The 20,268-nt window shown below is 62.4% G+C and carries 19 protein-coding genes; 11 read left to right on the top strand and 8 right to left on the bottom strand.

From position 1 onward, the window contains the following. Positions 1-115: 115 nt before the first annotated feature. Together C7I36_RS02920 and bcp are read left to right on the top strand one after the other, a co-directional pair. Entirely contained in the window at positions 116-664 is a 549-nt protein-coding gene (locus tag C7I36_RS02920) for a glycine cleavage system transcriptional repressor (protein ID WP_106452238.1), read from the top strand. Then, positions 661-1,128, top strand: a complete 468-nt coding sequence (gene bcp, locus C7I36_RS02915; protein WP_106452237.1) for a thioredoxin-dependent thiol peroxidase — start codon at positions 661-663, stop codon at positions 1,126-1,128. The genes C7I36_RS02920 and bcp overlap by 4 nt, the downstream gene beginning before the upstream one ends. Positions 1,129-1,235: 107 nt before the next feature. Here the strand turns inward: bcp and C7I36_RS02910 are convergent, their stop codons facing one another. Both C7I36_RS02910 and C7I36_RS02905 read right to left on the bottom strand, forming a co-directional pair. Continuing rightward, positions 1,236-1,664 (bottom strand): DUF6691 family protein, encoded by a 429-nt coding sequence (locus C7I36_RS02910; protein ID WP_106452236.1) that lies wholly within the window; start codon positions 1,662-1,664, stop codon positions 1,236-1,238. 2 nt (positions 1,665-1,666) lie between these two features. Continuing rightward, complete coding sequence (locus C7I36_RS02905) at positions 1,667-2,086, bottom strand: YeeE/YedE family protein (protein WP_106452235.1); 420 nt, start codon at positions 2,084-2,086, stop codon at positions 1,667-1,669. Positions 2,087-2,257: 171 nt separating this feature from the next. On the opposite strand from C7I36_RS02905, the gene C7I36_RS02900 reads away from it, so the two are divergent. Beyond that, positions 2,258-5,242, top strand: coding sequence for a sensor domain-containing phosphodiesterase (locus C7I36_RS02900; protein WP_106452234.1), 2,985 nt, complete (start codon positions 2,258-2,260; stop codon positions 5,240-5,242). Positions 5,243-5,307: 65 nt separating this feature from the next. Here C7I36_RS02900 and tkt read toward each other — a convergent pair whose 3' ends face one another. Further along, a complete protein-coding gene (tkt, locus tag C7I36_RS02895) occupies positions 5,308-7,305 on the bottom strand; it encodes a transketolase (protein WP_106452233.1) in 1,998 nt (665 codons plus the stop codon). 242 nt (positions 7,306-7,547) lie between these two features. Here tkt and metK point away from each other — a divergent pair, with 242 nt between their 5' ends. From metK to ruvX, 8 genes are all read left to right on the top strand, one after another. Next, positions 7,548-8,705, top strand: coding sequence for a methionine adenosyltransferase (metK, locus tag C7I36_RS02890; protein ID WP_106452232.1), 1,158 nt, complete (start codon positions 7,548-7,550; stop codon positions 8,703-8,705). A 50-nt stretch (positions 8,706-8,755) separates the two neighbouring features. Next, a complete protein-coding gene (locus C7I36_RS02885; protein WP_106452231.1) occupies positions 8,756-9,250 on the top strand; it encodes a SprT family zinc-dependent metalloprotease in 495 nt (164 codons plus the stop codon). 13 nt (positions 9,251-9,263) lie between these two features. Beyond that, positions 9,264-9,734, top strand: a complete 471-nt coding sequence (locus tag C7I36_RS02880) for a peroxiredoxin (protein ID WP_106452230.1) — start codon at positions 9,264-9,266, stop codon at positions 9,732-9,734. Between the two features lie 103 nt (positions 9,735-9,837). Next, positions 9,838-10,542, top strand: a complete 705-nt coding sequence (locus tag C7I36_RS02875) for an endonuclease (protein WP_106452229.1) — start codon at positions 9,838-9,840, stop codon at positions 10,540-10,542. After that, complete coding sequence (gene rsmE / locus C7I36_RS02870; RefSeq protein ID WP_106452228.1) at positions 10,520-11,251, top strand: 16S rRNA (uracil(1498)-N(3))-methyltransferase; 732 nt, start codon at positions 10,520-10,522, stop codon at positions 11,249-11,251. The genes C7I36_RS02875 and rsmE overlap by 23 nt, the downstream gene beginning before the upstream one ends. Next, entirely contained in the window at positions 11,248-12,195 is a 948-nt protein-coding gene (gene gshB, locus C7I36_RS02865; RefSeq protein WP_106452227.1) for a glutathione synthase, read from the top strand. Before rsmE ends, gshB begins: the two co-directional genes overlap by 4 nt. A 69-nt stretch (positions 12,196-12,264) precedes the next feature. Further along, positions 12,265-12,819: a YqgE/AlgH family protein gene (locus tag C7I36_RS02860; RefSeq protein WP_106452226.1), complete on the top strand. Its 555-nt coding sequence runs from the start codon at positions 12,265-12,267 to the stop codon at positions 12,817-12,819. After that, positions 12,816-13,232, top strand: coding sequence for a Holliday junction resolvase RuvX (gene ruvX / locus C7I36_RS02855; RefSeq protein ID WP_106452225.1), 417 nt, complete (start codon positions 12,816-12,818; stop codon positions 13,230-13,232). Before C7I36_RS02860 ends, ruvX begins: the two co-directional genes overlap by 4 nt. Positions 13,233-13,381: 149 nt before the next feature. Here ruvX and C7I36_RS02850 read toward each other — a convergent pair whose 3' ends face one another. The 5 genes from C7I36_RS02850 to bamJ form a co-directional block, all read right to left on the bottom strand. Further along, entirely contained in the window at positions 13,382-13,585 is a 204-nt protein-coding gene (locus C7I36_RS02850; RefSeq protein WP_094038042.1) for a cold-shock protein, read from the bottom strand. Positions 13,586-13,856: 271 nt separating this feature from the next. Next, positions 13,857-17,084, bottom strand: coding sequence for a carbamoyl-phosphate synthase large subunit (gene carB / locus C7I36_RS02845; protein WP_106452224.1), 3,228 nt, complete (start codon positions 17,082-17,084; stop codon positions 13,857-13,859). Positions 17,085-17,103: 19 nt separating this feature from the next. Next, entirely contained in the window at positions 17,104-18,240 is a 1,137-nt protein-coding gene (carA, locus tag C7I36_RS02840; RefSeq protein WP_106452223.1) for a glutamine-hydrolyzing carbamoyl-phosphate synthase small subunit, read from the bottom strand. Between the two features lie 415 nt (positions 18,241-18,655). After that, positions 18,656-19,468 carry a 4-hydroxy-tetrahydrodipicolinate reductase gene (gene dapB / locus C7I36_RS02835; RefSeq protein ID WP_106452222.1) on the bottom strand — a complete coding sequence of 271 codons (813 nt, stop codon included), beginning with the start codon at positions 19,466-19,468 and terminating at the stop codon, positions 18,656-18,658. A 139-nt stretch (positions 19,469-19,607) separates the two neighbouring features. After that, positions 19,608-20,219 carry a BamJ family beta-barrel-assembly machinery protein gene (bamJ, locus tag C7I36_RS02830; protein WP_106452221.1) on the bottom strand — a complete coding sequence of 204 codons (612 nt, stop codon included), beginning with the start codon at positions 20,217-20,219 and terminating at the stop codon, positions 19,608-19,610. Between the last annotated feature and the right edge of the window lie 49 nt (positions 20,220-20,268).

Here is a 20,268-nt window from a genome sequence, read left to right as displayed (position 1 = left end):
TCAAGTGTTCGCCATGGTAATGGCGGCGTGGGCGGAATACAAGAGAGGCGCTGGAGCCGCCGGGGTTTTGTGCTAACATGGCCGCTCTTTTCCACAGCATCTTTTCGGACCGCCGATGACCCATCATCTTGTGGTGACCGCCATAGGCGAGAACAGAGCCGGCATAGTGAACGAGGTGGCACGCCACGTCACCGACTGCGGCTGCAATATCGTCGACAGCCGGCTCGGTATCTTCGGCAACGAGTTCACCTTCATCCTGCTGCTGTCCGGCAGCTGGAACCAGATCACCCGGCTCGAAACTACCTTGCCCCTGTTCGGCCAGAGCCAGGAACTCATCACCATGATGAAGCGTACCCAGGTACTGAGCCAGCCCAGCTACGCCCTCAGTGCCGACGTGGCCATGGTGCTGGCCGACCGGCCCGGCATCGTCAACCGCTGCACCCAGTTTTTCAGCGACCGGGGCTGGGATATCCAGGCGATGCAGAGCCAGACCCTGTCCGGCGACGAAACCGGCAAGTTTCAGGCCCATTTCCAGCTCAACCTGCCCGAGCAACTGAGCGACGAGGAAGCCGGGGACACCTTCGACCGGCTGTGCCGCGAACTGGAGTGTGAACGGCACAGCTTTCGCCTTAAACGCAAACAACCTACGGAAAACAGCAGATGAGCTATCTGAAAGAAGGAAACCAGGCTCCGGCCTTTACCCTGTGCGATCAGAACGGCCAGTCGGTCAGCCTGAGCGACTTTGCCGGCCGCAGGGTGCTGGTATATTTCTATCCCAAGGCGATGACGCCCGGCTGCAAGGTGCAGGCCTGCGGCCTGCGCGACAGCCGGGCCGAACTTGACGCCCTGGGCGTGGCGGTGCTTGGCATCAGCCCGGATCCGGTGGCCCGGCTCAAGAAATTCGAGGAAAAGGACGGGCTTAACTTCACCCTGCTGTCCGACGAGGATCACGCCGTGGCCGACGCCTTCGGGGTCTGGGGACCGAAAAAATTCATGGGTAAAGAATACGATGGCATCCACCGCATCAGCTTTCTCCTCGACGAGGCAGGCAAGGTGGTCAGGGTGTTCGACAAATTCAAGACCAAGGATCACCACCAGGTAGTGCTGGATTACCTGAACCAGGCGTAAGCTGGAAGGACATGATAAAGGCTGCAGATCCCTTGCCAAGGGTTAGCAGCCTTTTCAGTTGATTGATTCCTTAACAGCATCCACCAATGGCGCGATCGGCTTCAAGCTTATGACTTCCCGCTTCCAGCTGATTGAAGGCGCCCCGCCAGCCAGAGGCCGGCCACCATGGCGGCGATAAACACCCCGGCCTGCCACTGCAGGCTGCCCGCCAGGCCGATGGCCGGCCCCGGACAGATCCCCGCCAGGCCCCAGCCGATGCCGAAGATCAGCGCCCCGCCGACCAAGCGCGCGTCTATGGTCGCCGCCGGCACTCTGGGCAGCTCGGAGCCCAGCACACAGCGACTGTGGCCCTTACGCCAGAGGAAATAGCCCGGTGCAAACACCGCCAGGGCCCCGCCCATCACCACTACCAGGCTGGGATCCCAGGCTCCGAACAGGTTGAGGAAGCCCAATACCTTGGCCGGGTCTATCATGCCCGAGACCACCAGGCCAAGCCCGAACAGGGCACCGGACAACAGCGCAATCAGCGTCAGCATGATCAACCTCCCAAACCAAGCAGGGTGACGGTGGCGATACCCGCGGCGATAAACACCAGGGTCGCGACCATGGAACGGGGTGACAGGCGCCCCATGCCGCAAATCCCGTGGCCACTGGTACAGCCGTTGCCAAGGCGGGTGCCGATGCCCACCAGCAGGCCGGCCAGCGCCAGCCTGAATACCGGTATGCCGGCCAGGGACGGCGCCTCGGACAACCGGGTCGAAAACAGCATAAAGGGAACGGCCACCAGGCCGATAACAAAGGCGATACGCCAGCCCTTGTCGGGCTGGCTGCCGATACCGGCCAGAATACCGCTGATACCGGCAATGCGTCCGCCGACAATCAGCAACAACAGGGCGCCGCCGCCGATCAGCATGCCGCCGAGCAACGCGCTCCAGGGAGTGAAATTAACGATGGTCATGGCATCACCTCTATCGAGTCAAGCTTCAGCCATAATACACAACAACAATTAATTAGAAAACACTAATATATAAAATCCCGGCTGGATCCCGCCCCGGTTTACAACCACGGCGGCAACCGTCAATATGTGACGCTCCCGCCGGCACCGACCAGAACAAGGACAGAAGCCATCATGCAGTTGCCTGCGCTCAACCAAGCCCAGCACCGTTTGTGTTTTTTCAGGCTGGATCCCCAGTTTCGACTCGCCCCGCTTACGCCGTTGCCGATCGACAGCCTGCCCCTGCCCGACCCGGCCATTTCCCTGCTCGATCAGTTGCCCGATGCCGATCGCCTGCGCCTGGAACAGGCCTGTGCCCGGGGCCAGGCTAGCCGCCTGGGACTGACCCTGGCGGGACATCGCTGGCAGTGTCATCTGGCCCCTGCCGATCGGGGCCACTGGCTGCTCAGCGCCGATATGGGCTATCCCACTCGGGCCGACGAACTGGGCCTGCTGGAATGGCAACTGCAGCAGGAGTGGGACCGCCAGCCCGGGCCCCTGCTCGATCGCCTGCCGGCGCTGATGGATACCCTGCTCGGCCAGTTACAGGCCGACCGGGTCATTCTCTGGCGTTATTATGACACCGAGGAACTGCTGCGCCCGCTCTACAGCCAGGGCTTGCCCTTCGTCCTGCGTCCGGTGCGCGGCGAGCGTCGCTACCTGCGCACCCTGCAGCAACGGGGCGGGCTCAGTTACAGCCATTGCGCCCAGCAGCCCCTGCTCAGCGCCTTTGACTACCTCGCCGCCGACGGCATCCAGCACCGCCTCGACGTCCCCCTACCCGCGGGCAGCGGACAAACCGGGCTGCTCAGCCTGGAATACAGTCATCCGCGCAGCCCGGTGACTCCCGCCGACCTGCAGTTCGTCGCCACCATCGCCGCCCGGGTTGCCACCCTGCTCGACTCGGCGCCGGCCGGCGACCCCCTTCCTCTCGACGGCGAGGGCCTGCTGGCCAGGCTCACGCCCCTGCTGTGCCGCCATACCGGCCAGGATTTTTTCAACCAGCTGATGGTGCAGCTGGCCGGGCTCACTGGTGCCGCCATGGCCCTGGTCGGGCTGCAGCACAGCCGCACCGATCAGATACGGGTACTGACCTGCTACCGGGACGGCCAGTTGCAGGCCCCCTTCAGCTACCGGCTGGCGGGCACGCCCTGCTCCTTCAGCCACAGCGGCAGCAGCCAGGTTTGCGTCTACCCCTCGGGCATCGCCGCGCGCTTCCCCGAGGATACCCTGCTGGCCGAACAGGGTTTCGAATCCTATATCGGCCTGTCCCTGAAGGACGAAACGGGTCTGCCCATGGGCATTATGGCGCTGCTGTTCCGCCATTCCCTGGCCGAGCCGGCCCCCCTACGCCAATTGCTGGAGCAGCTTGAACCCAGGGTCAGGGCGGAGTTGCTGCGCCGGCGGGATCAGGAAGCGTTGATGGTGGCAGCAGCGGCATTTGAAACCCAGGAAGGTATCTTCATTACCGATGGCCGGCTCCATATCCAGCGGGTCAACCAGGCCTTCGCCCGCATGAGCGGATACCAGCCGGAAAGCCTGATCGGCGAGTCCGCCCTTGCCCTGCGCATCGACTGTCCCCATACCGCGGGCGTCGAGACCATCACCCAGGCCATAGAGCACAAAGGGTGGTGGCAGGGCGAGCAACGCCTGCTGCGTGCCGACGGGGTCGAGCTGCCGGTCAGCGTTCGCTTCAGCCAGATGCGCGACGGCCTGGGCGTGGTGCATCACGTGGGCTGCGTCGAGGACATCTCGGGCCAGAAAGCCGATAAACAGCGTATCGAACAGATGGCCTATTTCGATGAGCTGACCGGCCTGCACAACCGTCGCTTTATGGTCGAGCATATCGCCCACACCGTGGCCCTGGCCGAGCATGAGTCCAGCCGCGGCGCCTTACTGCTGATCGACCTGGATGACTTTAAAAACATCAATGATTCCCTGGGTTACGCCAGCGGAGACAGCTTGCTCGGCCAGGTTGCCGAACGGCTCGGCGCCTTTTGCCGGCAGCAGGAGGGCAGTAGCCTGGCCCGAATTGGTAGCGACGAGTTCCTGCTGCTCTGCCCCAACCTCGGCCACGGCTTTACCGCCGCCAAGACCCGTGCCGAACAGCTGGCCAACGCCCTGCGCGAACAGTTTTTGCTGCCTTTTCAGCTCGACGGTCTGCGCCTGCACCTGAGCGCCAGCCTGGGAGTCAGCCTGTTTCCGGTGGCCGGGCTGGAGCTGGAGGAGTACATGCGCCAGGCCGATACCGCCAACCACATGGCCAAGCGTATTGCCCCGGGCAGCCATGTATTCTTCAGCCAGGAAATGGCCGACGAGGTGCAGGAACGTCTGCGCCTGTCCAACGCCCTGCAGCAGGCGCTCAAGGATCAGGAACTCGAGCTGCATTTTCAGCCCCAGTTCGGGGTCAGCGACAACCGCCGGCTCGGGGTCGAAGCCCTGCTGCGCTGGCAGCCTCCCGGCCGCAAGGCCGTGCCGCCCGGGCACTTTATCCCGGTGGCGGAAGAAACCTCGCTGATCTGCGACATCGGCGACTGGGTGCTGCGCCAGGCCTGCGCCCGCATCCAGGACTGGCAGCGCGAGGGCGTGGACGCGGGCCGGGTATCGGTCAATATCAGCGCCCGCCACTTCCACAGCCAGGATTTCGTCTCCCGCCTGGCCCTGTTGCTGCAACAGTTTCCCGCCAGCCCGGGCCGGCTGACCCTGGAAGTCACCGAAGGAGTGATCCTCGAAAACCTGCAGGAAAGCCGGGCCCGCATGTCCCAGATCAAGGCTCTGGGGGTGGGGTTGTCCATCGACGACTTCGGCACCGGTTATTCCTCCTTCGCCTACCTGCGCGAATTGCCGGTGGACGAAATCAAACTGGATCGATCCTTTATCCAGCACATCGACCAGCGTCCCCAGGACAAGGCCATTATCGCCTGCCTGCTGGAGCTGGCGGCCATCCTCCAGTTGACAGTGGTGGCGGAAGGGGTGGAAACCGAACAGCAACTGGCCAGTCTGGCCGAGCTCGGTTGTCCCGCCTACCAGGGCTTTCTGCGCGCCCGTCCCATGACCGAGCCCCAGCTGAGATCCTGGCTGGCACAACAGAAAAATGAAAAAGGGGTCGGAGTCAATTAATAATTGACTCCGACCCCTTTTTATCAAAAACCGGCGCGGACGCCGGTTTTATATCATCCTTTTGCTCAGCCCAGCAGGGCTTCGGCCTTCTCTACCACGTTGTCGGTGGTAAAACCAAACAGCTTGAACAGCTCGCCGGCCGGAGCAGACTCACCGAAGCTGGTCATGCCGATGATGTCGCCGCCAAAACCCACATACTTGAACCAGTAGTCGCGAATGCCGGCTTCCACCGCCAGCCGCTTGGTGACGGCGGCGGGCAGCACGCTTTCACGGTATTCGGCAGACTGGGCATCAAACACATCGGTACAGGGCATAGACACCACGCGCACGGCGCGGCCCTTGGCGCTCAGTTGCTCGGCGGCGGCCATGGCCAGCTCCACCTCGGAGCCGGTGGCGATGATGATGAGCTCAGGAGTGCCGGCGCAATCCTTCAGCACATAGCCGCCCTTGGCCACGTCGGCCAGCTGGGCGTCGGTGCGCTCCATCTGTCCCAGGTTCTGGCGGGAGAAGATAAGGGCGGTCGGACCGTCCTGGCGCTCGATGGCGTGTTTCCAGGCCACGGCGGACTCGACCTGGTCACAGGGGCGCCAGGTGCTCATGTTGGGGGTCAGGCGCAGAGAGGCGATTTGCTCCACCGGCTGGTGGGTGGGGCCGTCTTCGCCCAGGCCGATAGAATCGTGGGTATAGACGAAGATGGAGCGCTGCTTCATCAGGGCCGCCATGCGTACCGCGTTGCGGGCATATTCCACGAACATCAGGAAGGTGCCGCCGTAGGGCACGAAGCCGCCGTGCAGGGCAATGCCGTTCATGATGGCGCTCATGCCGAACTCGCGCACCCCGTAGTGCAGGTAGTTGCCGGAAGCGTCTTCGGCGCTGATCGGCTGGGAGCCCTTGTGCATGGTCAGGTTGGACGGCGCCAGGTCGGCGCTGCCGCCGAGCAGTTCGGGCAGGATGGCACCAAAGGCGTCCAGGGCGTTCTGGGAGGCCTTGCGGGTGGCAATCTTGGCCGGGTTGGCCTGCAGGGTGTTGATGAAGTCAGCGCTCTGGGCGGCCCAGTCGGCGGGCAGTTCGCCGTTCAGGCGGCGCTGCAACTCGGCAGCCAGCGCAGGATGGGCGGCGGCGTAGGCGGCGAATTTTTCGTTCCAGGCGGCTTCGGCGGCCTGGCCCTTGGCCTTGGCATCCCACTCGCCGTACACCTCGGCGGGGATCTCGAAGGGGGCATGGCTCCAGCCCAGCTGTTCGCGGGTGGCGGCGATCTCGGCATCGCCCAGGGGCGCGCCGTGGCAGTCGTGGCTGCCGGCCTTGTTGGGTGAGCCGAAACCGATCACGGTGCGGCAGCAGATCAGGGTCGGACGCGCGGTGTCGGCACGGGCGGCCTCGATGGCGGCGGCCACGGCGGCGCTGTCATGGCCGTCAACGGCGGGGATCACCTGCCAGCCGTAGGCTTCAAAGCGCTTGGGGGTGTCGTCGCTGAACCAGCCGTCGACGTGACCGTCGATGGAGATGCCATTGTCATCCCAGAAGGCGATGAGCTTGCCCAGCCCCAGGGTACCCGCCAGGGAGCAGGCTTCGTGAGAGATGCCTTCCATCAGGCAGCCGTCGCCGAGGAAGGTATAGGTGTAGTGATCGACCACTTCATGGCCGGGCTGGTTGAACTGGGCGGCCAGCGCCTTTTCGGCAATGGCCATGCCCACGGCATTGGTGATGCCCTGGCCCAGGGGGCCTGTGGTGGTTTCCACGCCCGGCGCATAGCCGTACTCGGGGTGGCCCGGGGTCTTGGAGTGCAATTGGCGAAATTGCTTGAGATCGTCGATGGACAGCTCGTAACCGGTCAGGTGCAGCAGGGAGTACAGCAGCATGGAGCCGTGGCCGTTGGACAGGATGAAACGGTCGCGGTCGGCCCAGTTGGGGTTGGCGGGGTTGTGCTTCAAGTAATCGCGCCACAACACCTCGGCGATATCCGCCATGCCCATGGGGGCTCCGGGGTGACCGGAATTGGCTTTCTGCACCGCATCCATACTCAATGCGCGCACGGCATTGGCCAGCACTTTACGAGAAGGCATCGACATCTCCTGAGAACATTCACATGTAGGGTTAAATAGACGGCGGTATTGTCCCAAAGACTGCCAATGGGCGCAAATCTATTATCCCGGCGGGGCCATGGCCAAACCGCGCGCCGGACACGACTTTTTACTGGCATTCATGCTGGGGCCTCTCTAGAATAGCCATCCAGATGTTAATACCGCCGTGCGCTCCGACGGGGTGGCAACACACCAGATTAATTCAAGTTAGGAACCCAAGCATAATGGCCAGACTGTTTACCTCCGAGTCCGTATCCGAAGGTCATCCGGACAAGATTGCCGACCAAATTTCCGACGCCGTGCTGGACGCCATCCTCAAGCAGGATCCCAAGGCCCGGGTGGCCTGCGAAAGCTACGTCAAAACCGGCATGGTGATTGTCGGCGGCGAAATCTCCACCAGCGCCTGGGTCGATATCGAAGAGCTGGCCCGCCGTACCGTACGCGACATCGGCTACACCAGCTCCGACATGGGCTTCGACGGCGACAGCTGCGCCGTGCTCAACGCCATCGGCAAACAGTCCCCCGACATCGCCATGGGCGTGGATCGCAAGGACGAAGATCCCTACGCCCAGGGCGCCGGTGACCAGGGCCTGATGTTCGGCTACGCCTCCAACGAAACCGACGTGCTGATGCCCGCCCCCATTACCTACGCCCACCGCCTGGTCAAGCGCCAGGCCCATGTGCGCAAGGCCAAGGAGCTGCCCTGGCTGCGCCCGGACGCCAAGTCCCAGGTGACCTTCGTTTATGACGACGGCAAACCGGTGGCGATCGACGCCGTGGTGCTGTCCACCCAGCACGGTCCCGACATCGACCAGGCCACCCTGCGTGAAGCGGTGATGGAACTGATCATCAAGCCAGTCCTGCCCGCCGAGTGGCTGACCAGCAAGACCAAGTACTTCATCAACCCCACCGGCCAGTTCATCATCGGCGGCCCCATGGGCGACTGCGGCCTGACCGGGCGCAAGATCATCGTCGATACCTACGGCGGCATGGCCCGCCACGGTGGCGGTGCCTTCTCCGGCAAGGATCCGTCCAAGGTGGACCGCTCCGCCGCCTACGCCGCCCGCTACGTGGCCAAGAACATCGTCGCCGCCGGCCTGGCCGAGCGCTGCGAGATCCAGGTGTCCTACGCCATCGGCGTGGCCGAGCCCACTTCCATCAGCGTGGAAACCTTCGGCACCGGCAAGGTCTCCGAGGAACTGATTGACGCCCTGGTGCGCGAACACTTCGATCTGCGCCCCTATGGCCTCATTCAGATGCTGGATCTGAACCGGCCCATCTACCAGGCCACCGCCGCCTACGGCCACTTCGGCCGGGACGAGTTCCCCTGGGAAGCCACCGACAAGGCCGAGCTGCTGCGCGACGCCGCCGGCCTCAAGTAACCATCAAGGGGAAGCGCGAGCTTCCCCTTCGTTTATCCGCCTCCATCGCCATGAGCCAACCCACCGACGCCCTGTGCCAGCAGGTGCAAGACAGAGTCGACCAGTGCCTGGCCCTGGCCGGGCAACGGCTGGGGCGGGATTTCCCCGCCCCCCGGGTACGCTTCGATCAGCGCGGCCGCATCGCCGGTTCCGCCTGGCTGGAACGCGGCGAATTGCGCTTCAACCCGGTACTGCTGGCCGACAACGCCGCCGAGTTTCTCACCGAAATCGTGCCCCACGAAGTGGCCCATCTGGTGGTGTTCTACTGCCATGGCAAGGTCCGCCCCCACGGCGCCGAGTGGCAGACGGTGATGCGTGACATTTTCGGGCTCGAACCGCGCACCCGCCACCGCTTGAATACCGCCAAGGTTGCCCCCACTTTTAGCTACGACTGCGGCTGCCGCCTGCACCGGCTGAGCCTGCGCCGTCACAACAGCATCCGGCGCGGCAAGCAGCGCTATCAGTGCCTGCACTGCGGCCGACTGCTCAAACCCCACACTCCATGACAAGGAAAGATCCATGATCCAGATTGGCGACCGCCTGCCCGAACAGGAATTCACCTTCATCACCGAGGCCGGCAAAACCACCGCCACCAGCGCCGAACTGTTCGGCGGCAAGAAGGTAGTGATTTTCGCCCTCCCCGGCGCCTTTACACCCACCTGCTCCCAGGCTCACCTGCCCGGCTTTGTGGTGCTGGCCGACCAGTTCCGGCAAAAAGGCATCGAGCTGTTCTGCCTGTCGGTCAACGACGCCTTCGTGATGCGTGCCTGGCAGCAGGCACAGAATGCCGACGCCATCACCATGCTGGCCGATGGCGACGGTGCCTTTTCCCAGGCACTGGGCCTGGCCAAGGATACCGGTGCCTTCGGTGGCCTGCGGGCCCAGCGCTTTGCCCTGGTGGCCGAAGACGGCGTGGTCACCGAGTTGCAGGTGGAGGCCCCGGGCAAGTTCGAGGTGTCTTCCGCCGAGGCCATGCTGAAACGGGTCTGAGCCGGTCCCGGCGGCACACCGCCGCCGGGTTGCCGCCCTTTGCCCCGCCCCGTCCCCAATGGTAAGCTTGCCCCGCGTTAACATCACCACATAATAATGAGTCGTGCGCTATCTAATTTTACTTTTGGGCCTGAGCTCCTGGCTGGCCTATGCCGAGGTATTGACCTTCAGCCAGGCCAAGCGGGTTGCCCCGCAGATTTATCAACACCATCCGCTTTCCTTTTACTGCGGCTGCCCCATAACACGGCAAGGCAAGAAACTGGTGCCGGATCTCGAGCGCTGCGGCTACCAGGTGCGCAAGCAGCCGGTGCGCGCCAGCCGTATTGAGTGGGAGCACGTGGTTGCCGCCTGGGAATTCGGCCACCAGCGCCAATGCTGGCAAAACGGTGGGCGCAAGAACTGCGTACGCAGCGACGAGGCATTTCGCCGGATGGAAGGCGATCTGCACAACCTGGTGCCGGCGGTGGGCGAGGTCAATGGCGACCGCTCCAACTATCGCTTCTCCGAGTGGAATGGCAAGCCCAACCAGTACGGCCAGTGCCGGATGCTGGTGGATTTCAAGGGCCGTCGTGCCCAGCCGCCGGCAGAAACCCGCGGCGCCATCGCCCGTACTTATCTTTATATGCAGCAGCAGTACCGGCTGGATATCGCCCGCCAGCAATTGCGGCTGTTCGAGGCCTGGAACCGTCAGTATCCCCCCACCGACTGGGAGTGCGAGCGGGATCATCGCATCAATGAGGTACAGGGCAACCGCAACCCCTTTGTAAAGGAGCAGTGCGAACACTATGCGTATACCCCGAATCCATGAACCCGGCCCGCTCGCTCCCGGGCTCGAGCTACCGCTCTCAGAAGACGGCGCCAACCATGTAGGACGGGTACTGCGCATGCAGCCCGGCCAGGCGCTGGTGCTGTTCGATGGCCGGGGCGGCCAGTATGACGCCGAGATCCTGCGCACCGATAAAAAATCCGTCCATGTGCGGGTGGGTGACTTCAGCCCTGGCGAAGTGGAGTCGCCGTTGCACTTTCATCTGGGCCAGGTGATCAGCCGGGGCGAGAAGATGGAATTCACCATCCAGAAATCGGTGGAGCTGGGGGTCAATGTCATTACTCCGCTGTTTTCCAGCCGCTGCGGGGTCAAGCTCGGCGGCGAACGGCTCGACAAGAAGCTGCAGCAGTGGCAGAAGATCGCCATCGCCGCCTGCGAGCAGTGCGGGCGCAACCGCATCCCCGAGATCCGCCCGGCCATGGATCTTTCGCACTGGCTGGCGGAAGAAACCACCGAACTCAGGCTCAACCTGCATCCGCGCGCCCATTACAGCGTCAATACCTTGCCCCCGCCCGACGGCGGCGTTAGGCTGCTGGTAGGCCCGGAAGGAGGCTTGTCCGACGAGGAAATCGAGCAGGCCCGCCGCCTCGGTTTTGTCGATATTCTGCTCGGCCCCCGGGTACTGCGCACCGAAACCGCGGCCCTGACCGCCATCACCGCCCTGCAATGCCGTTTTGGAGATCTCGCATGACCATCAAGTTGGGAATCGTGATGGACCCCATCCAGTCCATCAATATCAAGAAAGACACCAGTTTTGCCATGCTGCTGGAAGCCCAGCGACGAGGCTACGAGCTGTGGTACATGGAGATGAGCGATCTCAGCCTGCGCGACGGCGAGGCCTATGGTCACATGGCCCGGCTGTCGGTAAAGGAAGATGCCAGCGGCTGGTTTACCCTGGCCGAGCCACAACGTCTCCCGTTGCACAGTCTGGACGCCATACTGATGCGCAAGGATCCTCCCTTCGATACCGAATATATCTACGCCACCTACCTGTTGGAGCGGGCCGAGGAAGAAGGCGTGCTGATCGTCAACAAGCCCCAGAGCCTGCGCGACGCCAACGAAAAACTCTATACCGCCTGGTTTGCCGAGCACACCCCCACCACTCTGGTCAGCCGTCGGGCCGCCGACATCCGCGCCTTCCACTCCGAGCACAAGGACATTATCCTCAAGCCGCTGGACGGCATGGGCGGCGCCTCCATCTTCCGGGTAAAGGAAGACGATCCCAACCTCGGCGTCATCATTGAAACCCTGACCGAGCACGGCAGCCGCTACTGCATGGTGCAGAGCTACCTGCCCGCCATCAAGGACGGCGACAAGCGGGTACTGGTGGTGGACGGCGAGCCGGTGCCCTACTGCCTGGCACGCATTCCCCAGGGCGGCGAAACCCGTGGCAACCTGGCCGCCGGCGGCCGGGGCGAGGCCCGCCCCCTGAGCGACAGCGACCGGCGCATCGCCGAAGCCCTGGGCCCGGTGCTCAAGGCCAAGGGGCTGATCTTTGTGGGCCTCGACATTATCGGTGATAAACTCACCGAGGTGAACGTCACCAGCCCGACCTGCGTGCGCGAAATCGAAGCCGCCTTCCCGATCAATATCAGCGGCATGCTGATGGATGCCATCGAAAAACGGCTATCCTGACAACAGAGCATCCCCTAGAGCGCGGCCGGATCCACCGGCCGCCAGGCACAACACCGATACCGAGACAACATGGATTCACTGGAACACCATTTTCTGATCGCCATGCCCAGCCTGAAGGATCCCTTCTTTGCCGGCTCGGTCACCTACATCTGCGAGCACAACGACGACGGCGCCATGGGACTGGTCATCAATATTCCGGTCGACATGCCGCTGCATGAGCTGCTGCACCAGCTGGAAATGTCTCCCGAGGACAGGCCCGAGCTGGATCAACCCGTCCTCCAGGGCGGCCCGGTAGCGGCGGATCGGGGCTTTGTACTGCACAGCCCCATGGCCGGCTTCAGCTCCAGCCAGCAGCTGGCGGACGATCTGATGATCACCACCTCCCGCGATGTGCTGGAAGTGCTGGGCACCGACAAGGCGCCGGAAAAATACCTGGTTGCCCTGGGCTATGCCGGCTGGACCCCGGGCCAGCTGGAGCAGGAACTGGTGGAAAACAGCTGGCTGACGGTCCCCGCCGACAGCAGCCTGATCTTCGATATCCCCATTGGCCAGCGCTGGCACCAGGCCATCGGCCGGCTCGGGGTGGACTCGCGCCAGCTGTCTTCCCAGGTAGGGCACGCATGAACCGTACCCTGATCGGCTTCGACTTCGGCCTGAAAAGCATTGGCGTGGCTGTGGGCCAGGAACTGACGGCCACCGCCCGTCCACTGACCGCACTGAAAGCCAACGACGGTGTACCCGACTGGGGCAGAATAGAGACGCTGCTAAAGGAATGGCAGCCGGCGCTGCTGGTGGTGGGGCTGCCCCTCAATATGGACGGCACCGAGCAGGACATCAGCCGGCGGGCGCGCAAGTTCGCCAACCGGCTGCACGGCCGCTTCGGCCTGGCTGTCGAGCTGCAGGACGAGCGCCTGACCACCACCGACGCCCGCGCCCGGCTGTTCGAGGCCGGAGGCTACAAGGCCCTGGGCAAGGATGCGGTGGACGCGGTCTCCGCCCAGCTGATCCTCGAATCCTGGATGGAAAGCCGGCTATAAGGAAGCTGGAAGCTGGCATCATGGATATGCTGTGATCCACAGTCTGTCCAGCACCGTTCGCACCAGTAACAGCCTCTCTGTCCCGGTTAGGGGAACAAAAAAAACCCGCCGAAGCGGGTTTTTTTTGTTCCGGTATTATCCGAAGATAATTACAGAACCTGGATTTGGGAAGCCTGGGGACCCTTGGCACCCTGGGACGGGGTGTAGGAAACCTGCTGGCCTTCGGCCAGGGTTTTGAAACCGCTGCCGACGATTTCGGAGAAATGGGCGAACAAGTCCTTGCTGCCGTCAGCGGGAGTGATGAAACCAAAACCTTTTGCTTCGTTGAACCATTTTACGGTGCCGTTAGCCATTTTATCTTACCTTTATTTATTTCAATGAGGAGCCACACTCGGCTCGGTAACGCAACAACAATCAAATAAGGGAAGCTTGGTGACTGAAGAACCGCAAAGGAACCAACAATATACAAAGGCCGCGCTGACTTGAAAATCTTGCTGGAGTGCACTCTACGGGAGTCGTGGGGTGGCGTCAAACACTATCGCCAACATCTTTGAATAAATTTTATACAGCAGCAAAAAGGCGCCCGCGGGCGCCTTTCCATTTCCGATCAGAGAGACCACAGGCTTACTTGCCGTTGGCCACCCGCTCGTGCATTTCCTGTACCGAGATCACCGAGGCGGTGGCGTCGTAGGCCATGGCCATCACGGTGGCAAAGGCCCCGTTCAGGGTGGTGGTGTAGGACACCTTCTGGCTCAGGGCACCCCGGCGCAGCTGTCGGGAATCCTCGATGGCCTGGCGGCCCTCGGCGGTATTCACGATGTAGCTGTACTCGTTGTTCTTGATCCTGTCCAGAATGTGCGGACGACCTTCGTGTACCTTGTTCACCAACCGCGGGTTGATGTTGGCTTCGCCCAGCACCACGGCAGTGCCGTGGGTGGCATCCAGCTGGTAACCGGCTTCCACCAGGCTGGCGGCCAGATCGACCACCCGCTGCTTGTCGCTGTGGCGAACCGACAACAGGGCGCGGCCTTCCTTCGGCACCGCCTTGCCGGCACCCAGGTGGGCCTTGCCGAAGGCTTCGGCGAAGGTTTCGCCCACGCCCATCACCTCGCCAGTGGAGCGCATTTCCGGCCCCAGCAGCGGATCCACGCCCGGGAACTTGTTGAACGGCAGCACCACTTCTTTGACCGAATAGTAGGGCGGGATGATTTCTTTGGTCACGCCCTGTTCGGCCAGGGACTTGCCGGCCATCACCCGGGCCGCTACCTTGGCCAGGGGCACGCCGGTGGCCTTGGACACGAAGGGCACGGTACGGGCCGCGCGCGGGTTCACCTCGATAAGATAAATGTCGTTGCCCTTGACCGCGAACTGCACGTTCATCAGGCCGACCACGCCCAGTTCCAGGGCCAGCTTGCGCACCTGCTCGCGCATCTCGTCCTGGATCGCCTTGGAGAGGGTGTAGGGCGGCAGGGAGCAACCGGAGTCGCCGGAGTGCACGCCGGCCTGCTCGATGTGCTCCATGATGCCGCCGATGACCACATCCTTGCCGTCGCAGATGGCGTCGATGTCCACCTCGGTGGCGTCATCCAGGAAGCGATCCAGCAGCACCGGCGACTCGTTGGACACACTCACCGCCTCGTTGAAGTAGCGACGCAGATCCTGCTCGTCGTAGACGATTTCCATGGCCCGGCCACCCAGTACGTAGGAGGGACGCACCACCAGCGGGTAGCCGATCTTCTCGGCCAGGGACACGGCCTGCTCCAGGGCGGTCACGGTGGCGTTCTGGGGCTGCTTGAGGCCCAGACGCTCCACCGCCTGCTGGAACCGTTCCCGGTCCTCGGCCCGGTCGATGGCGTCCGGGCTGGTGCCGATCACCGGCACACCGGCCGCTTCCAGGGCGCGGGCCAGTTTCAGCGGGGTCTGGCCGCCATACTGGACGATCACGCCCTTGGGCTGCTCGACCCGCACGATTTCCAGCACGTCCTCCAGGGTCACCGGCTCGAAGTAGAGGCGGTCGGAGGTGTCGTAGTCGGTGGACACGGTTTCCGGGTTGCAGTTGACCATGATGGTCTCGAACCCGTCCTCGCGCAGGGCCAGGGCCGCGTGCACGCAGCAGTAGTCGAACTCGATGCCCTGGCCGATGCGGTTGGGGCCGCCCCCCAGGACGATGATCTTGTCCTTGTCGGTGGGGTTGGCCTCGCACTCCTCGTCGTAACTGGAGTACATGTAGGCGGTATTGGTGGCGAACTCGGCGGCGCAGGTGTCCACCCGCTTGTACACCGGGAAGATCTCGTGGCGGTGGCGCAGCTTGCGCACCTCGCCCTCGCTCACGCCCAGCAGCTTGCCCAGACGCGCATCGGCAAAGCCCTTGCGCTTGAGCGCCCGCAGGAATTCGGGGGTCAGGCCGGCGAAGCCGCCTTCCTTGACCTGCTCTTCCAGCTTGATCAGCTCTTCGATCTGCACCAGGAACCAGCGGTCGACATTGGTCAGCTTGAACACGCCGTCCACGCTCATGCCGGCCCGGAAGGCATCGGCGATGTACCAAATTCGCTCGGCGCCGGGCTCCTGCAGCTCGTGGCGGATGCGGGCCAGGCTCTCGGGATCGTTCAGGTCGACGATGGGATCGAAACCGTGCATGCCGGTCTCCAGGCCGCGCAGGGCTTTCTGCACCGACTCCTGGAAGTTGCGGCCGATGGCCATCACCTCGCCCACCGACTTCATCTGGGTGGTCAGGCGGTCATTGGCGCCGGCGAACTTCTCGAAGTTGAAGCGCGGCACCTTGGTGACCACGTAGTCGATGGCAGGCTCGAACGAAGCCGGTGTCAGGCCACCGGTGATGTCGTTCTGCAGCTCGTCCAGGGTGTAGCCGATGGCCAGCTTGGCTGCCACCTTGGCGATGGGGAAGCCGGTCGCCTTGGAGGCCAGGGCGGAGGAGCGGGACACCCGCGGGTTCATCTCGATGATGACCATGCGGCCATCCTTGGGGTTGATGCCGAACTGGACGTTGGAGCCGCCGGTTTCCACCCCGATTTCACGCAATACCGCCATGGAGGCGTTGCGCATCAGCTGGTATTCCTTGTCGGTCAGGGTCTGGGCCGGCGCAACGGTGATGGAGTCGCCGGTGTGCACCCCCATCGCGTCGAAGTTCTCGATGGCGCAGACGATGATGCAGTTGTCGTTGCGATCCCGCACCACTTCCATCTCGTACTCTTTCCAGCCGATCAGGGACTCGTCGATGAGCAGCTCATTGGTGGGCGACAGGTCCAGGCCGCGGGTACAGATTTCCTCGAACTCTTCGCGGTTATAGGCGATGCCGCCGCCGGTGCCGCCCATGGTGAAGCTGGGACGGATGATGCAGGGGAAACCCACCTGATCCAGCACCCCGTAGGCTTCGTCCATGTTGTGGGCGATGCCGGCGCGGGGGCACTCCAGGCCGATGCTCTTCATCGCCTGATCGAAGCGGTAACGATCTTCGGCCTTGTCGATGGCGTCGGCGGTGGCGCCGATCATTTCCACGCCGAACTCGGCCAGTACACCGTGCTTTTCCAGCTCCAGGGCGCAGTTGAGCGCGGTCTGGCCGCCCATGGTGGGCAGGATGGCGTCCGGACGCTCCTTTTCGATGATCTTGCGCACCACTTCCCAGTGGATGGGCTCGATGTAGGTGGCGTCGGCCATCTCCGGATCGGTCATGATGGTGGCCGGGTTGGAGTTCACCAGGATGACGCGGTAGCCTTCTTCCCGCAGGGCCTTGCAGGCCTGGGCGCCGGAGTAGTCGAATTCACAGGCCTGACCGATCACGATGGGGCCAGCGCCCAGGATCAGAATGCTCTGTATGTCTGTACGTTTTGGCATGACTCTTCCCTACTCCTAATTACGCGCGGTACTGCTTAATCAAATCGATAAAATGGTCGAACAGGTCGGCGGCTTCGTGCGGACCCGGGCTCGCTTCGGGGTGGCCCTGGAAGCTGAACGCCGGCCTGTCGGTGCGGTGGATGCCCTGCAGGGTGCCATCGAACAAGGATACATGGGTCGCACGCAGGTTATCGGGCAGACTCGCTTCATCGACCGCAAAACCATGGTTCTGGCTGGTGATCATCACCACGCCCTTGTCCAGATCCTTGACCGGATGGTTGGCACCATGGTGGCCGAGACCCATTTTCACGGTCTTGGCGCCACTGGCCAGGCCGAGCAACTGGTGGCCCAGACAGATACCGAACACCGGAATATCGGTCTCGAGGAAGGTCTTGATGGCACTGATGGCATAATCACAGGGCTCGGGATCGCCGGGACCGTTGGACAGGAAAATGCCGTCCGGCTTCATGGCCAGCACTTCGGCGGCCGGGGTCTGGGCCGGCACCACCGTCAGGCGGCAACCGCGGTCGACCAGCATGCGCAGGATATTGCGTTTGACGCCGTAGTCGTAGGCCACCACGTGGTAGGGCAGCTCGCTCTCGGCCGGCTGGCTGTGGCCCTGGCCCAGGGTCCAGCTGCCTTCACGCCAGGCATAGGGCTCACGGGTGGTCACTTCCTTGGCGAGGTCCATGCCCTTGAGGCCGGGAAACGCCTTGGCCTCGGCCAGGGCGCGGGCTTCGTCCAGCTCGGGACCTGCCAGAATGCAGCCGGCCTGGGCGCCTTTCTCGCGCAGGATGCGGGTCAGCTTGCGAGTATCGATATCGGCAATACCCACTATGTTATGGGCCTTGAGGTAGTCGGACAGGGAACGCTGGTTGCGGAAGTTGGAGGCGATGATGGGGAGATCGCGGATGATCAATCCCTGGGCATGGACCCGATCGGACTCTTCATCTTCGGCGTTAGTGCCGGTATTGCCTATATGAGGATAAGTAAGCGTAACGATCTGGCGGGAATAGGACGGGTCGGTAAGGATTTCCTGGTATCCCGTCATCGACGTATTGAATACCACTTCACCTACGGAACAACCGTCGGCACCGATGGCTGTACCGCGGAAGACCGAGCCATCTTCCAATACGAGCAGCGCTGAGTGAGTCAAGACAACCTCCAAGTTAATTCTTATAAATCAACAATTTACCTGGCTGTCCCGAGTTACAGACAAAAAAATTTTACTGCATCTCGGCTAATACTGGGCAAATTCTGCGTATTTTATATAAAAGCGCCGTTTTCGACAAACTTTTTTGTGCGGAGGATGGAACGAAGAGAAAAGAAGTACAATGGATGAATTTTAAAAACAAAAAAATGAATAAAAACGCAAACGAAATTCGATGAATATGTAAAATGGCAGTTTGGTTTACTTCATGTGAAAACTTTCGACAGGAATACAATAAAATCAAAAAACAACAATAAAAACAAAAACATAAAACCTAAACCAAACACATCTTCCTATTGAAAAAAGTGGCTGGGCCGGTGGCTTGACAGCCAACCGGCCCGGATAGCGGCGCCCGAGTCCGTTATTTCAGGTTCAGCACGTCCTGCATGTCGTACAGGCCCGGTTGCTGACCGGCGATCCAGGCGGCGGCCCGTACCGCGCCATTGGCGAAGGTCAGGCGGTTGGACGCCTTGTGGGTGATCTCCACCCGCTCGCCGATGTCCACGAACATGGCGGTATGTTCGCCCACGATGTCCCCGGCCCGTACGGTGGCGAAGCCAATGGTGTTGCGATCCCGCTCACCGGTGATACCTTCCCGGCCGTAGACGGCGCACTGCTTCAGATCCCGTCCCAGGGTGCCGGCGATCACCTCGCCCATGCTGAGCGCCGTGCCGGACGGCGCATCCACCTTGAAGCGGTGATGGGCTTCCACAATCTCGATATCGGTGTAATCCCCCATCACTCGGGCCGCCTGCTCCAGCAGCTTGAACACCAGGTTGACCCCCACGCTGTAGTTGGAGGCCATCACCATGGCGGTGTCGGCGGCGGCAGCGTGAATCTCGGCCTTTTGCGCCTCGTCGAAGCCGGTGGTGCCGATCACCAGTCGCTTGCCATGCTGACGGGCCAGGGCGATATTGGCCAGGGTCGCCTCTGGGCGGGTAAAGTCGATGATGACATCGATCTGGTCGATCACCCTTGCCAGATCGGCGCTTACCGCCACCCCCAAACGGCCCACATTGGCCAGCTCACCCGCATCCACGCCCAGTACGCTGGAGCCCGCATGCTCGATGGCGGCGGTCAGGACGACGCCCTCCATCCGGGTCACGGACTCCACCAGTACCTTGCCCATGCGTCCGTTACAGCCGGCGACGGCGATGCGAACCGGATTTGTCATGCTGTTGTTTCCTTAAAGTGTGCGATTAACAAGAATAGTCAGAAGTTTGCCAGATCAGCGCCCGCTTGCAAATTTTCCGTTTGCCCCGGTGCGGGCGTAAAAAAACCGGCGGCTGCCGGTTTTTTAAGACGCTGCCGGATCAGGCGATCTCGAGCAACTCGACTTCGAACACCAGGGTGGAGCAGGGCGGGATGGAGCCGGCACCCTGTTCGCCATAGGCCAGGTGATGGGGTACATACAGCTTCCATTTAGAGCCGACCGGCATCAGTTGCAGGGCTTCGACCCAGCCCTTGATCACGCCGTTGACCGGGAACTGTGCCGGCTCGCCGCGCAGTACCGAGCTGTCGAACACGGAGCCGTCGATAAAGGTGCCGTGGTAGTGCACGCGTACGGTGTCGGTGGCGGCAGGCTTGGCGCCCTCGCCCTGGGCCAGCACTTCGTACTGCAGGCCGGAGGCGGTCTGCTCCACTTCGGCACGCTCGCCGTTGGCGGCAAAGAAAGCCGCTTCGTCTTCCCTGGCCTTGGCAAACTGAGCAGACTGCTGCTCCTGCATACGCTGGGTGATCACCTGGAAGGCACCGTTGATGTCCTCGCGGGACACGGCAAACTCCACCCCGCCGAGGGCGTCGGCCAGGCCTTGCTGTACGGCGGACACATCCAGCCCATCGAATGATTGCTGGCTAAGTTGATCACCGATTTGACGGCCGATACCGTAGCTGGCCTTCTGCTCTACTGTCTCATAGGACGACATGACATTCCCTCTGTTTGGGTGCAAAAAAACCATGTTAACAAATTACGCA

The organism is Zobellella taiwanensis (genome assembly GCF_003012795.1).
Lineage (GTDB): Bacteria > Pseudomonadota > Gammaproteobacteria > Enterobacterales > Aeromonadaceae > Oceanimonas > Oceanimonas taiwanensis.
This window is presented reverse-complemented; position numbering and strand designations above follow the sequence as displayed.